The organism is Fastidiosipila sp. (assembly GCA_012511175.1).
Lineage (GTDB): Bacteria > Bacillota > Clostridia > Saccharofermentanales > DTU023 > UBA4923.
Window position 1 is genome coordinate 16,640 of the sequence record JAAZGO010000017.1, and the last position, 14,529, is coordinate 31,168.

16 protein-coding genes are annotated in these 14,529 nt (G+C 58.7%); 5 read left to right on the top strand and 11 right to left on the bottom strand.

What is annotated here, in order from left to right; all coding sequences use genetic code 11:
* The first annotated feature begins 51 nt into the window (after positions 1-51).
* The 5 genes from GX839_03370 to GX839_03390 all read left to right on the top strand — a co-directional run bounded on the left by GX839_03370 (position 52) and on the right by GX839_03390 (position 5,490).
* The gene (locus GX839_03370) at positions 52-567 is read left to right on the top strand and encodes a nitroreductase (protein NLB04504.1); all 516 of its coding nucleotides are present in this window, start codon (positions 52-54) and stop codon (positions 565-567) included.
* Positions 564-1,796: a cation transporter gene (locus tag GX839_03375; GenBank protein NLB04505.1), complete on the top strand. Its 1,233-nt coding sequence runs from the start codon at positions 564-566 to the stop codon at positions 1,794-1,796. The genes GX839_03370 and GX839_03375 overlap by 4 nt, the downstream gene beginning before the upstream one ends.
* A 112-nt stretch (positions 1,797-1,908) precedes the next feature.
* Complete coding sequence (gene iorA, locus GX839_03380) at positions 1,909-3,648, top strand: indolepyruvate ferredoxin oxidoreductase subunit alpha (protein NLB04506.1); 1,740 nt, start codon at positions 1,909-1,911, stop codon at positions 3,646-3,648.
* A gap of 5 nt (positions 3,649-3,653) precedes the next feature.
* Positions 3,654-4,247 carry an indolepyruvate oxidoreductase subunit beta gene (locus tag GX839_03385; protein NLB04507.1) on the top strand — a complete coding sequence of 198 codons (594 nt, stop codon included), beginning with the start codon at positions 3,654-3,656 and terminating at the stop codon, positions 4,245-4,247.
* A 13-nt stretch (positions 4,248-4,260) separates the two neighbouring features.
* Entirely contained in the window at positions 4,261-5,490 is a 1,230-nt protein-coding gene (locus GX839_03390) for a pyridoxal phosphate-dependent aminotransferase (protein NLB04508.1), read from the top strand.
* Here GX839_03390 and GX839_03395 read toward each other — a convergent pair.
* The 11 genes from GX839_03395 to rpmJ form a co-directional block, all read right to left on the bottom strand.
* Complete coding sequence (locus GX839_03395) at positions 5,487-6,332, bottom strand: histidinol-phosphatase HisJ family protein (protein NLB04509.1); 846 nt, start codon at positions 6,330-6,332, stop codon at positions 5,487-5,489. The genes GX839_03390 and GX839_03395 overlap by 4 nt on opposite strands.
* Entirely contained in the window at positions 6,329-7,798 is a 1,470-nt protein-coding gene (locus GX839_03400) for a nicotinate phosphoribosyltransferase (protein NLB04510.1), read from the bottom strand. Before GX839_03400 ends, GX839_03395 begins: the two co-directional genes overlap by 4 nt.
* 13 nt (positions 7,799-7,811) lie before the next feature.
* A complete protein-coding gene (truA, locus tag GX839_03405) occupies positions 7,812-8,657 on the bottom strand; it encodes a tRNA pseudouridine(38-40) synthase TruA (GenBank protein ID NLB04511.1) in 846 nt (281 codons plus the stop codon).
* Entirely contained in the window at positions 8,647-9,489 is an 843-nt protein-coding gene (locus GX839_03410; GenBank protein NLB04512.1) for an energy-coupling factor transporter transmembrane protein EcfT, read from the bottom strand. The genes truA and GX839_03410 overlap by 11 nt, the downstream gene beginning before the upstream one ends.
* Positions 9,482-11,236, bottom strand: a complete 1,755-nt coding sequence (locus GX839_03415; GenBank protein NLB04513.1) for an energy-coupling factor transporter ATPase — start codon at positions 11,234-11,236, stop codon at positions 9,482-9,484. The genes GX839_03410 and GX839_03415 overlap by 8 nt, the downstream gene beginning before the upstream one ends.
* A 107-nt stretch (positions 11,237-11,343) precedes the next feature.
* Entirely contained in the window at positions 11,344-11,871 is a 528-nt protein-coding gene (rplQ, locus tag GX839_03420) for a 50S ribosomal protein L17 (protein ID NLB04514.1), read from the bottom strand.
* A gap of 29 nt (positions 11,872-11,900) precedes the next feature.
* Positions 11,901-12,857 carry a DNA-directed RNA polymerase subunit alpha gene (locus GX839_03425; protein ID NLB04515.1) on the bottom strand — a complete coding sequence of 319 codons (957 nt, stop codon included), beginning with the start codon at positions 12,855-12,857 and terminating at the stop codon, positions 11,901-11,903.
* A 37-nt stretch (positions 12,858-12,894) separates the two neighbouring features.
* On the bottom strand, positions 12,895-13,476 hold the full coding sequence (gene rpsD, locus GX839_03430; protein ID NLB04516.1) for a 30S ribosomal protein S4: 582 nt from the start codon (positions 13,474-13,476) through the stop codon (positions 12,895-12,897).
* A gap of 17 nt (positions 13,477-13,493) precedes the next feature.
* Positions 13,494-13,895 carry a 30S ribosomal protein S11 gene (gene rpsK, locus GX839_03435; GenBank protein NLB04517.1) on the bottom strand — a complete coding sequence of 134 codons (402 nt, stop codon included), beginning with the start codon at positions 13,893-13,895 and terminating at the stop codon, positions 13,494-13,496.
* Positions 13,896-13,907: 12 nt separating this feature from the next.
* Positions 13,908-14,276, bottom strand: coding sequence for a 30S ribosomal protein S13 (gene rpsM / locus GX839_03440; protein ID NLB04518.1), 369 nt, complete (start codon positions 14,274-14,276; stop codon positions 13,908-13,910).
* A 61-nt stretch (positions 14,277-14,337) separates the two neighbouring features.
* Positions 14,338-14,451 carry a 50S ribosomal protein L36 gene (gene rpmJ / locus GX839_03445; GenBank protein NLB04519.1) on the bottom strand — a complete coding sequence of 38 codons (114 nt, stop codon included), beginning with the start codon at positions 14,449-14,451 and terminating at the stop codon, positions 14,338-14,340.
* Positions 14,452-14,529: the final 78 nt, after the last annotated feature.

Here is a 14,529-nt window from a genome sequence, read left to right on the forward strand (position 1 = left end):
TTTGGTAAGATGGCAGTGTTATGACTCTATTTTCCTCAAGGAGGTTACTTCATGGATTTCAAACAATTGGCTACAGACCGCTATTCCTGCCGGAAATTGAGCGGCCGGAAAGTGGATGAGAAACTCGTTCAACATTTATTGGAAGTGCAGCGGCTCTCCCCCACCGCCTGCAACAACCAGCCCCAGCGTATTTACGTCCTGGAAGGCGAGGAAGCGGCCCGGATGGTGAACCGGGTCAGCTCCTATGACTTCGGAGCCCGCCTCTTCTTTGTCGTCTGTTATGATAAAGAGATCAGCTGGAAAAGAAAATACGACGGCTTTGACGGTGGCATTATGGACGCCGTCATTGCTGGCTGTCATTTGGACCTGGCTGTTGCTGAAGCCGGTCTTGGAACCTGCTGGATCGGAAGCTTTGATCCCGTGGCTTTGGCTGAAGCCATGGATTTGCCTGAAAACCATGTCCCGGTTGCCATCTTCCCCGTCGGTTACCCCACAGAGGAAGCCCGGCCCTCCCGGGCCCACGGCAACCGCCTGCCCCTCGAAGAACTGGTAATCGACCGGAGATGACAGAGCCTGTACCGGAAAGCGATGGCCTGGAGCGCGTCTGCCGGACCCCGGGCATGACGGCCCGCGAAAGAAAATGGGCCAGCCTTGGGGTGGCCGTCACCGGCCTGCTGATGAACCTTGTTTTGGCTGCGGCTAAACTTGTGGCCGGCTATTTTGCCTCCAGTATCGCCATCACGGCCGACGGCTGGAACAACCTGTCGGATTCCTTGAGTTCCGTCATCTCCATCGTCTCCATCCGGATGACCGCCAAGCCTGCGGATAAAAAACACCCCTTCGGCTACGCCCGGTTCGAATACATTGCCTCCTCGGTCATCGCTTTGGGCATGCTGACCGTGGCGGTCCAGGTGGGTTACCGGGCTATCCTGAGGACCCTTTCACCCGCTCCTTTGGCAACCGATTATCTGACCTTTCTTGCCCTCTCCTTCTCCATTTTGGTCAAGCTGATCCAGTACTTCTTCTACCGGGCTCAGGGGAAAAAACTGGTCTCCACGGTCTTCATGGCCGCCTCCCGGGACAGCATGGCCGACGTTTACGCGACGTCGGGCGTATTGGTTGCCACCCTGCTTTACGCCATTTTTGGCATCAATGTGGACGGTCCGGCCGGCCTGATCGTCAGTTTATTGATCGCCTGGTCTGCCGTGTCCATCATGAGGAAGACCGCCACCTTATTGATCGGGGGCAAGCCCTCTTCGGAGATGACGGCCCTGATCAGCGAAAAGATCCTGGGGGCGGACCCCCGGATCGTGGGCGTTCACGACCTGATCGTCCACGACTACGGGCCGGGCAGTCTTTTTGCCACCGCCCACGTGGAACTGGACAGCCGGTCCAGCTTCATTGAGGCCCATTTGATCATTGACTGCGTCGAGCGAATGCTTTTGCGCGACTATGACATCCACCTGCTTTTACACGCCGATCCCTATTACGTGGACGATGCCGAACACCAGGCCCTGCATGCTCAACTTCAGGCCGTAGCCCGGGAACTGGCTCCCGGGGCGGTCATCCACAGCCTCCACCTCTTTTTGTCCGACCAGAATGTCCGGGTGGCCTCCTTCGATGTCAGCGTACCCGGGGAGCTTGCGATGACCGAAGAGGAATTCTTCCGGGCCTTCCGGGACAAGGTCAGGGCTTATGACCCGGACCTTGTATTGTGGATCACCCTGGATCGGGAATACATGAGCGTGGTCTCCGATGACCGGCCCAACCTGCATGTAACCGCCGGCCGGGACTGATTCATTCGCTTGTTTAATTGACTGAAATCTCCTTGTCATAGTTCTTTGCCTCTTGTTACAATGGAGAAGGCCGCCGGTTGGTCTTGGCCGAGCAGAAACGAGGGGCTGTCAGATGAAGCAATTTTTATCGGGGAACGAGGCTGTCGCGCGGGGCCTTTACGAGGCCGGCGTCAGCGTCGGCAGTGCCTATCCCGGAACTCCCAGCACGGAAATTTTCGAAAACTTGAGCCAATATGAAGGCATCTACCATGAATGGGCGCCCAATGAAAAAGTGGCTGTCGAGGTGGCTTACGGTGCCTCCATCGCCGGTGTCCGGGCCGTGGCCGCCATGAAACATGTGGGCTTGAATGTGGCCGCCGACCCTCTCTTCACCGCCGCCTACAATGGGGTGGAAGGAGGCTTTGTCATCATCTCGGCCGATGATCCGGGCATGCATTCCTCCCAGAATGAGCAGGACAACCGCCACTACGCCCGGGCCGCCAAGGTGCCCATGTTCGAGCCGGCCGACAGCCAGGATTCCCTGGACATGATCCGGGAAGCCTTCGAAGTCTCCGAGCGGTTTGACATCCCCGTCCTCTTCCGCATGACCACCCGGGTCTGCCACGCGCGCAGCCTGGTGGAGGAGGGGGGACCTGTGACCGTGGAGGCCAAACCTTATAAGCGAAACGCCAAAAAACACATCGCCACACCGGCCAATGCGATTGTCCATCGCAGGGAACTGGAACAAAAGCTGGCGGACCTTTCCGCTTATTCTGAAAGCTGTAAGTTCAACCGGATGGATATCCGGGGTGGCAAGGTGGGAGTGGTCACGGCGGGCGGTGCCTCCCTGATCGCCCGGGAAGTCTTCCCGGACGATAGCTCCTTTTTGACCCTGGGCTTCACTCATCCCCTGCCACTGAACCTGATCCGTGACTTTGCGGGGAAGGTGGAAACCCTCTACGTGGTCGAGGAACTGGACGGCTTCATGGAGGAGCAGATCAAGGCGGCCGGCATCCCCTGTATCGGCAAGGATCTTGTTCCCCGCATGTATGAACTGAACCCCACCATCTTGAAAGAAGCCCTGACCGGAGAGGTGCCTGAGCTAAGGGAAGTGGAAGCTGAGGCGGTGCCCCGGCCCCCTGTCCTCTGCCCCGGCTGCCCTCACAGGGGTTTCTTTTACACCCTGTCCCGGCGGAAAAAAACCATTGTCACCGGTGACATCGGCTGTTACGCCCTGGGCGGCTCGCCGCCCTTGTCCGCCATGGACACCACCATCTGCATGGGGGCCGGCTTCACCGTGGCCATGGGCATGGCCAAGGCCTTTGAAAAGACCGGGGCCGACTGGACCATCTTCGGGGTGGTCGGCGACTCCACCTTCTTTCACAGCGGCATCACAGGGGCCATCGAGATCTTCTACAACAAGGGACGGGTTATCCCCGTGGTGTTGGATAACAGCACCACGGCCATGACCGGCCAGCAGGAAAATCCCGGCACCGGTTACAACCTGGAGGGGGAGGTGGCCTCGGTCATCTCCATCGAGGGTATTTTCTCCGCCATCGGTTACAAAGAAGTCATCACGGTCGATCCCCAGGACTTGACCGCCATGAAAGCCGCCATCGAGGAAGCCGCCGCAAGCGCTGAGCCCTGCGCCATGGTGGTGCGCCGCCCGTGTGTTTTGATCAAGCGGCTGCCTTTGGAACCCGCCATGTGCTATGTGGACCGGGATCTTTGCACCAGCTGCCGCATGTGCCTTCGGGTCGGCTGTCCGGCCATCTTCTTCGTGGACGGCAAGGCCATGATCGACCGCAACCAGTGCGTGGGCTGCACGGTCTGTTTGCAGGTCTGTCCCTTCGACGCCATCAAAAAAGAGTGAATGCCATGAACGAGAAACAAGTCAAGACGATTTTATTGGCCGGTGTCGGCGGACAGGGAACGATCCTGGTCAGCCGGATCCTGACCCAGGCCCTGATGGATGCCGGCTACGATGTCAAAATGAGCGAAATCCACGGCATGGCCCAGCGGGGCGGCAGCGTATCGACCACGGTCCGCTATGGGGACAAGGTCCAGTCCCCCCTGATCGGCAAGGGAGGAGCCGACATCCTGGTCGCCTTCGAACAGATGGAGGCGGTCCGCTGGTCTCCCTGGCTGAAACCGGACGGGGTGGCCGTGGTCAATGACTACCGGATCCGGCCTTTGCCCGTTGCCGCCGGTTCAGCGGACTACCCGGGCAACTGCCTGGAAGCGCTGGCAGAAGCCTTCCGTGTGATTGCCCTGGATGCCGGAGCGGCCGCCATGGCCCTTGGCAACGCCCGGGTCATGAACATGGTCATGCTGGGCGCCTTGGTTCAGGCCTTCGGCATGGATGAATTTGACTGGGCCAGTGCCCTGACCCGGCATGTGCCCCCCCGCTACCTTGAGATCAACCGCAAAGCCTTTGCGAAAGGCCGGGAACTGGCGGGCGTAAGCGCCTAGGAAAGGAACCGACATGACAGAAGAAGACTATCCGGGGTATTGCTCTGAACGCACCCTCAGCTACGGCAGACAAAAGTCGGTCATCCGCCAGCTTTTCGAATACGGAAAAAAAACCGCCGGGGAAATGGGGCCTGACCAGGTCTTCGACTTTAGCATCGGAAATCCCAGCGTTCCGCCGCCTCGTCAAGTCGACGAGGCTTTTTGTTCCCTGCTGGAAAAGGAAGCACCCCTGGCCCTCCACGGCTACACCAGCGCGCCGGGAGATCCGGCTGTCCGCCAGGTCATTGCCGCTGAACTCAACCGCGAGTATGGCACCGCCTATGATGGAAACAACTTATATCTAACCTGCGGGGCGGCGGCGGCCCTCTCCTCCACCTTCCGGGCCCTGACCCTGTCGGGTGAGGAAAACGAGATCATTGCCATCGCGCCCTACTTTCCCGAGTACAAATGCTTCGTCGAGGGCCACGGTGCCCGCCTGGTACCGGTTCTCTCCAGCCTGCCCGGCCTGGGGCTTCCCCTTGAAGCCATTGAGAATGCTATCACGTCGTCAACACGTGCTATCATCATAAACTCGCCTAACAATCCTTCGGGCAAAATCTATCAAGTGTCGGAGTTGCAGGCCCTTGGGGCTCTTTTAGAAGAAAAATCCCGGCTTTTCGGCCGGCCTCTATTCATTGTTTCGGACGAGCCCTACCGCGAACTGGTCTATGATGGCCGCAAAACCCCCTTCATCCCCCTGATCTATCCCAATACAGTGGTCTGCTACTCCTACAGCAAGGCACTTTCCATGCCGGGCGAGCGGATCGGCTATGTCCTGGTACCGACCGGACTTGATTCCTGGCGGGATCTTTACGATGCCATCGCGGGAGCGGCCCGCGCCTTGGGCTACGTCTGCGCCCCCTCCCTGATCCAGCGGGTGGTCGGCCTTTGCGCCCGGGTCAAGCCCGATATGACCACCTATGACCTCAACCGCAGCATCCTTTACGAGGGCCTGTCCTCCCTGGGCTACCGCTGCATTGAACCGGAAGGCGCCTTCTACCTTTTTGTGGAGGCCCCGGGCGGGAACGCTGAGGTTTTTTCCGACTTTGCCAGGGACAACTTCCAGCTCCTGCTGGTCCCGTCTGAAAGCTTCGGCTTCCCCGGTTTTCTGCGGATCTCCTACTGCGTTTCAACCGAACGGATCCGGTCTTCCCTGCCGCTCTTTGAGGAATGCCTGAGAAAGTTTACGGAGGCGGCTCTTTAAGGCCGCTTGAGCTCCCGATCCTCAAACCAGACAAATTCGGTAACGCCGAGGCTTTCCAGGTAGGCCGCTGTCTCCTGCACATGATAGCCATTGTGGTTGACATGGTGGGCATCTGAACAGAGGGTGAAAAGCTGGCCGCCCAGCTCCCGGTAGCGGTTCAGAATCTCGGGGTCCGGCATGGCCTCCTTTAATGTGTAGCCCTTGCGTTTGATCAGGGAATTGACTGTCCCCACATTGATCTCCAGGGCCTGCCCGTTCCGGATCATGATTTTGAAAAGCCGGTCGAAGGCCTCCGGGGCGTGATGGTAATGCATCTTGGAATCGCGTTCAGGTGCATAGCGTGAGAAAAAGTCATAATGGCCGATGATTTTGGCCTCACTCATGGCCTCTGCCGAGTCGGCAATGGCATGGATGACTTCCGTGTAGGTCCGGTGAAGCGGTGACGTATAAACCTGCTCCGCGTGGGTATAGGGATCGTGGTTATTAAAATAGTGCAGTGAAATAATGGCGAAGTCAAAGGGATGGTCTTTGGCAATCCGGTGCAGCAGGGCTTCGGCTTCCGGCATCCAGCCAAGCTCAATGCCAATCAGGAAGCCGGGCGGGTCGCCGGGATTCCTTTTGGAAGGCATCCGCCTTTTGTGGTAGAAGGCCTCCATGTAGGCCTGGGGGTCAAAGATCCAGGGGGAGCCGTCCGACATCTCACAGTCAGGGTCGAAATGGTCGGAGATGGCAACCCCGTGAAGGCCCCGTTTTTCAGCCATTCCCATCAGATCTTCATAGCTTTGTGTCGCGTCAGGCGACCAGAAGCTGAGGTGGTTGTGGGTATCGACCAGCCGTCTCATGGCTTGCCCCAGCCGCAGGTCTCCTGGCGGAGAAAAGACTCCTTCAGGGTCCAGAGGTCAACCGACAGGTCGACGTAATACTCCTGGGGATTCTCAAAGCGCTTGAGGGAATCCCACAAAGTAGTGAGCTGCTTCTGACAAGAAGACCGGATTTCCTCAATGTCGCGTTTTTTGGCACAGGATACCCCTTTCTTGAAGAGGGGTTTCATGAGGGGTTCGGCCCGGAAATGGGTCAGGGTCTTGCGCTTCCAGGTATGAAGGGGGTCGAAGATGGTGAGCGGTTTGGTATCGTCAAGCTTTTCGCCCATCAGAGTGATCAGGTCGGCCTCCACCTGGCCGGTCTCCCTGTCATAGAGCCGGAAGACCTCCTTTTCACCCGGATTGGTCACCTTCTCCGGATTGTCCGACAGCTTCATCCGGGGCTCCATGACGCCCTGGGATTCAATGGCTGACAGCTTGTAGACTCCGCTGAAGACCGGTTCTGCCCTGGAAGTGATCAGGCGTTCACCGACGCCGAAGGAATCGACTTTGGCCCCCTGATGGAGCAGGTCCCGGATCAGGTATTCGTCAATGGCAGAGCTGACCGTGATCTTGCAGTCAGTCAGGCCCGCTTCATCCAGCATCTCACGGGCCCGGATGGACAGATAGGCCAGGTCACCCGAATCGATCCGGATGGCCTTCAGTCTTTTCCCCCGGGGTTCCAGGATTTCCCGGCTGGCCCGGATGGCATTGGGGATGCCGCAGCGGAGTGTGTTGTAGGTATCGACCAGGAGCTGGCAGTCATCGGGATAGGCGGCTGCATAGGCGGCGAAAGCCTCATACTCCGAGTCAAAGGCCTGAACCCAGCTGTGGGCCATGGTGCCCAGGACGGGGATCTTGAATATTTCACCGGCCACCGTGCAGGAAGTTCCCGCAACACCGGCGATGTAGGCTGCCCGGGCTCCCAGGATGGAGGCGTCGGATCCCTGGGCCCGCCTGGCGCCGAACTCCAGGATGGCCCGGCCCTCTGCCGCCCGGACAATGCGGGAGGATTTGGTGGCGATCAGGCTCTGGTGATTGATGGTGAGCAGCACCATGGTCTCCACCATCTGGGCCTGGATGATGGGCCCCTTGACCTTGACGATGGGTTCACCCGGGAAAATGGGCATGCCCTCCGGAACCGCCCAGACGTCGCATTCGAATTTGAAATGGCGGAGGTAGTCAAGGAAGCCGGGATCAAAATGGCCCAGCCCTTCCAGGTAGGCCAGGTCCTTTTCGCTGAAATGAAGGTTGGAGAGGTATTCCACCAACTGCTCCACGCCGGCCATGATGGCAAAGCCGCCCCGTTCGGGGATATCCCGGAAGAACATGTCGAAAACAGCCCGGGTGTGGGTCATGCCCTCCTTGAAATAGGCATTCGACATGGTCAGCTCATAGAAGTCGGTCAGCATCGACAGGTTGATGTCCTGATCCCATCCGTTTGACATGGCTATCGCTCCTTCAGGGCGCAAGATGCGCCAGCTTGGCTTGGCGCCTCGGGTCTTCGTAAGGCCAGCGGTCGCCGCCGAAAAGGTGATCGGCAAAATAGACGCGTTCCAGGAGAAGTCCCTCGGCAGGCAGGGTCGGGCCCGCCAGCGTCCGGTCGCGCGCCTGGATAATTTCCTCTATTGTAGCAGGATCAATCTTGCCCTGCCCCACCGATGCAAGGGTGCCGGCCAGAATCCTGACCATGTGGTAGAGAAAACCGTCACCGGAAAAAGTCAGGATGATGTCATCACCCGTTTCACGGAAGCCGATCTCATACAGAGTCCGCACCGGCCGTCTGGTCGGGGAGCCCTGGTCCATGAAAGCGGTGAAGTCATGTTTCCCCTCAAGTTTTGAAATGGCTTCCCGCATGGCCTCCCGGTCCAGGGGGCCGGGCAGGTGGACAGCCGTCCGCCTTGAGATGGCAGGGCGGACGGGACCTGTCCGCAGGGTGTAGCGGTAGGTCTTGCCCAGGGCATCGTAGCGGGGGTTGAAGGCGCCGTTGACTCTTTCGACCTGGCGAATAACGGCTTCGGGGGGCAGGCTTGTGTTCCAGGCCAGAGCCATGCGGTCGGTCGGGATGCTGGTCCTGGAAAGAAAAGAGGACACATGGCCCAGGGCGGAAACCCCGGCATCGGTCCGGCTGCCGCCTGTCAGCTGGATACGTTCGCCTGTCAGCTGATACCAGGCTTCCTCCAGGCAGGCCTGGACGGAAGGCGCGTTCTTTTGCCGCTGCCAGCCCCTGAAAGCTGTCCCGTCGTACTCAGCCATGATGGCAAAGCGCCTGCTCTCTTCTTTCATGGCATTCATTTCAGTAGACACTCAGGGTCGAGCCCCAAAAGCCGTCCAGGGATGGCAGGACTTGTTTGGAAACCAGGGTCAGGGCAAGGAGGACGGCCGCGATGGCAAAAAAGACCAGATCTCTGGCTTGAAGCCTGGCGGCGTAAAGCCGGGTCCTTCCCTCTTCGCCCCGGTAACAGCGGGCATCCATGGCAACAGCCAGGTCGTCGGCCCGCCGGAAACTGGAAACAAAAAGCGGGACCAGGATGCTGACCAGGCCGCCGGCCCGTTTCAAGAGGCCGCCGGTGTCATAATTGGCCCCCCGTGAGGACTGGGCCTTCATGATTTTTACAGCTTCGTCCATGAGAGTGGGGACAAAGCGGAGGGCAATCGACATCATCATGGCGAACTCATGAACGGGAAAGCGGACCAGGCGAAGGGGGGACAGGAGACTCTCCATGGCATCGGCGATAGCCAGGGGCGGCGTTGTCAAGGTTAAAAGCAGGGAAGTATTGATGATCATGAGGGAGAGCCGGAGGGCCGTCATCAGGCCTGAGAGGAGGCCTTCCTGGGTGATCCTGATCTTCCCGATCTGCAGGAGGACATGCCCTTCCACCGTCAGCAGATGAAGGGCAACGGCAAAAAGAATGATGACCAGGATGGGCCGGACGCTTTTCAGGATAATACCCGGCCTGATCCCTGACAGGGCGGAAAGGAGCAGGGTCCAGAGGATGAAGACCGCCATGACCCGGACATCCCGGATGGAAAGAGTGGCGACCATGATCAGGATGGCGGCCACAAATTTCACCCTGGCGTCCAGCCTGTGCAGGATTGAATGGCCGGGTATTGACCGGCCCAGCATGCTCTTACCCATGGTTCAGCCTCCCTTTTGCGGGCAGGAGCGCGTCGGCCGCTTCCGTGACATTGAAACAGGAGGTGTCCAGGTTCTGGAAGTCTGCCTTGAGGGCATCCAGAAAACGTTTGGGCGCCGGCATATCCAGGTGGGCCTGATCCAGGAATTGAGCCGACGCGATCATCTGGGCGGGCGTCCCCATCCCCGCTGCCCGGCCCTCTTTCAGGACCAGGATGCGGTCGGCATAGCAGGTCATCATTTCCATGTCATGGGAGACAATGATCAGGGTGGCCCCCTCGGCGGAGAGAGTCAGAAGATCCCGGAAGAGATCGTCGCGGCCTGCCGGATCCAGGCCGGCTGCCGGCTCATCCAGGATGACAATGTCAGGCTCAGCGGCCAGGACCCCCGCAATGGCGACCCGGCGGCGCTGGCCGCCTGACAGCTCAAAGGGTGACCGGTCGAGAACGTCTGCTACCCCCAGGCGGACGGCGGCTTTCAAGACCGCTTCTTCCACCTCAGCAGGCGGTTTCTTTTGCTGTTTGGGAGCAAAAGCGATATCCAGGGCCACGGTTTCTTCAAAAAGCTGATCTTCGGGATATTGGAAGAGCAGGCCAACCTGGCGGCGTATCCGGCGGATCTCCTTTTTTTCCGACAGGTCGCGGCCCAGCACCATGACCTTGCCCGGACCGGCGGTGATCAGGCCGTTCAGGTGCTGAATCAGGGTGGACTTGCCCGAACCCGTGTGGCCGGCAATCCCCAGTACCTCCCCTTGCCGCAGGGCGAAAGAAACAGAGTCAAGGGCCTGGATGGGAGGCCCCGCGGGTGAATCGTAGGCATGAGACAGGTCCCTGACTTCGACAACAGCTGGAACGGACTCATCGGCAGGGGCCCGGTAAAGGCATTCATTGATGGCAACAGCCGGGTGTCCGGCCAGGACACGGCTGACAAAACGGACCGCCCCGTCAAATGAAACAATCTCATCCGGGTCATAGGAGACCCCGGCCCGCTCGGAAACCAGGCGGGCAATCTCCAGGTGGGCCGGCACGGCCAGCCCCTCGCTTTTGACCCGGCCGACCTGGTCAAAGACTTGGGCCGGCGTTCCCTCAAAGGCGATGCGGCCGTCACCGATGACATAGACATAATCGGCCAGCAGAGCCTCTTCCATGTGGTGGGTGATCTGGACGATGGTGATCCCCTGATCCTTTTTCAGCCTGGTGATCAAGGCCATGACCTCACGGCGGGCCACCGGGTCCAGCATGGCGGTGGCTTCATCGAGGATCAGGCAGTCAGGCCGCATGGCCAGGACCGAGGCGATGGCGAGTTTCTGCTTTTGGCCTCCCGATAATTCGTGCGGCGCCCGGTCCTTCAGATCAGAAAGACCGGTCATGGCAAGCGATTGGTCGACCCGGCGGAAGATCTCTTCCGGCGGGAGGCCAAGGTTGGAGGGGCCGAAAGCCACATCGTCCTTGACCGTGGTCCCGATGATCTGATTATCGGGGTTCTGGAAAACCATGCCGCACTGGCGCCTGATCTCGTAGATGGAATCATCATCGGCCGTCAGCTTGCCGCCGACCATGACCAGGCCCTCGTCGGGCAGCAGAAGGCCGTTCATCAAGCGGGCCATGGTGGATTTCCCTGAGCCGTTGCGGCCGATCAGGGCCACATGCGCACCTCTTTCAATTGACAGGGAAAGCTGACGGACAGCCTGGATGGACCGCTGGCCCTGCATGGCGCCGTAGGAGAAAGAGACATTTTGAAATTTGATCACGGCCTCGCTCATCCGGCCTCATTCTAACAAAAGAAAAAGGACTTCCGCCGACATGATGGAATCCGGGAAGTCCTTCGCCTGTACTGTATTCCAGGGACTGGGGCGTTTCAGTCGACAAGCTCCAGAATGGCCATGGGCGCGGCGTCCCCCCGGCGCGGTCCAATCCTGACGATTCGCGTATAACCGCCGGGCCGGTTGCGGTAGCGGGGCGCCACCGTGTCAAACAGATGGTTGACCGTGTTGATCCTCTTGCCCTCGCTGTTGCGGGTTTCGACCATCTGGGCCATGATCTTCCTGCGGGCTGCCAGGCGCGAGGGCTGATCCACCTGGACCGTCTTTTTCTTCAGTTCGCGCTCCACTACATCGTACTTGCGCTCATTTTTTGAGGTGGCCGTACGCAGCACCTTGCGTCCCTTGTCATCCAGCTTGGCTTTGGACGTCAGGATTTCCCTGGTTGTGAAATTGTTGTGTTCCCTGACCGCCAGGGTAATCAACTGCTCCGCAATGCGGGCCGCTTCCTTGGCGCGGGTTTCGGTGGTGGTCACCCGGCCCTCCACAATCAGGGTGGTGACCAGGTTTTTCAAAATTGATTTTCTCGCCGCCGTCTCGCGGCCGAGCCTTCGGTATCCGGGCATGGTATTCCAGTCCTCCTGAATAATAATCTCTAGTCCTGATCGTCTCCGGCCAGCGTCAGGCCATGGGCCTCCAATTTTTCGACCAGCTCTTCAAGCGAGGTCGCGCCCAGGTTGCGGACCTTCATCAGGTCTTCACGCGAACGGGCGACCAGATCAGCCACGGTATGGATGTCGGCACGCTTCAGGGAATTGAATATCCTGGTTGAGAATTTCAAATCTTCGATGGGCGCATCGTAGATGCTCTTTTCCTTTTCTTCAATCAGGAAGGCGTCATCATCAGCAGAGGCCGGGTCATGGGTCATGGACAAAAAGAGGTTGAGGTGGCCGATCAGGATTTCAGCCGCCTTGGCCAAGGCCTCCTCGGCCGTGATGGTTCCGTCCGTCCAGATCTCAAGGGTCAGTTTGTCATAGTCAGTCACCTGGCCCACCCGCGTGTCTTCCACGTGGAAATTGACCTTGCGGACCGGGGTAAAAATCGAATCGAGCGGGATGACGCCGATGGGCGCATTCATCTCTTTGTTCTGCTCCGCGCTCTTATAGCCTACCCCCGCATTGAAGGTCAAGCCCATGAAGAGCGGCCCGTCACCGTTCATGTTGGCGATAACCAGGTCGGGGTTGACTATTTCAAGTTCATCGCTCTGATTGAATTCACCGGCCCGGACGGGACCCCGGTAGCCTGCTTCCTTGTTGATGAAAACGGTCTTGGGTCCGGTCACATGAAGGCGTGCGCGGATGTCTTTCACATTCAAAAGGAGCTCGGTGACATCTTCGATGACGCCGGGGATGGTGGAATACTCCTGATAGATTCCCTCAATCCGGACTGAAGTCGCCGCGCAGCCGGGCAGTGAGGAAAGCAGAACCCGGCGCAGGGCATTGCCCAGAGTTGTCCCGTAGCCGCGTTCCAGCGGCTCGGCAACAAAAAGGCCGTAGGCCTTGTCCTCGGAATGCTCCCTATATTCGATGCTGGTATTCTGAAAATCGTTCATGGCACCCTCCTATGGGCAAAGGACCGCTTGGCGGCACTTACTTGGAGTAAAGCTCGACAATCAGCGTTTCCTCAACGTCAAGGTCGATTTCGTCGCGTTCGGGCAGTCTGAGAACGGCTCCCTTCAGGTGATCGGGATCAAAGGACAGCCAGGCGGGAACAAGGGTGTTGGGCAATTCGTCGAATACCTTGACATGGCGCGAATTCTCCCGGACCGTGATCTCATCGCCCGGGGATACCTGCATGGAGGGAATGCTGGCGCGGCGGCCGTTTATGTTGAAATGGCCGTGGTTGATCAGCTGCCTGGCCTGGGCCCTGGTCGCAGTAAAACCCAGCCTGTAAACCACATTGTCGAGACGCAGCTCAAGGAGTTTCAAGAGGTTTTCGCCGCTCTTGCCCGGCATCTTGCTGGCCCGTTCGTAAGTGTTGCGGAACTGTTTTTCCAGGACTCCGTAAACAAACTTGACCGACTGCTTGGCGCGGAGCTGGCGGCTGTACTCACCCTCCTTGCGCCGGGTCTGTCTGGGGCTGCGTTTTGATTTTTTATTGATACCCAGCATCTGAGGCGGCACTTCCAGGGTGCGGCTTCGTTTCAGAATGGGTGACCTGTCTTTAGCCATATGATCTGATCTCCTCGTTAAACTCTGCGGCGCTTGGGCGGACGGCAGCCATTGTGGGGAATCGGGGTCACATCCTTGATCATGACGATCTCAAGACCCCCGGTCGCCAGGGCGCGGATGGCCGACTCACGGCCCGATCCCGGACCCCGGACGAAAACTTCAACCGTTCGCATCCCATGTTCCACCGCTTTGCGGGCCGCCTGTTCGGCCGCAAGCTGGGCAGCGAAGGGAGTTCCTTTACGGGACCCTTTCATGCCCTGGGCCCCTGAGCTTGACCACGAGATGACATTGCCGACGGGGTCTGTAATGGTCACGATGGTATTGTTAAACGAGGAATGGATATGAGCCGCTCCGCGTTCGATATTTTTACGGTCCCGCCTTCTGGTGCGGGCTGCCGGACGACCTTTTTTCGTTGCCATGCCTGTTCCCTCTTATCTCTTTTTCTTGGCCATGGTGCGCTTGGGGCCTTTGCGGGTGCGCGCATTGGTCCGTGTCCGCTGTCCTCGGACGGGAAGACCCGTCCGGTGCCGGCGGCCCCGGTAACAGCCGATTTCCCCCAGCCGTTTGATATTCATGGCAGTCTCACGCCGAAGGTCGCCTTCGACCGTGTAGTGATCTTCAATCTTTTCGCGGATGCGGGTAATCTCGTCATCCGTCAAGTCCCGGACGCGTGTGTCCAGATCGACTTCCGCAGCTTCCAGGATCTTGACCGCACTTGTCCGGCCAATCCCGAAGATGGCTGTCAGCCCGATTTCTACGCGTTTGTCATTGGGTAAATCAACCCCGGCAATACGTGCCATGCGCTACCTCCACTTATGCTCGCATGTTCCAGCTTCTTGTATGTTAAATAATTCCGTCATTTCAGCCCTGTCTCTGCTTGTGTTTAGGATCTTTGCAGATGACCATGACGCGCCCGCGGCGCTTGATCACGCGGCATTTTTCGCAGATTGGCTTGACCGAAGGTCTCACTTTCATGGTTCTTCTCCTTATGGCTGTCGCCTATGGACACACAGCTTATTATTTTAACCCGTATGCCTCTGAAAATCAAGAAGT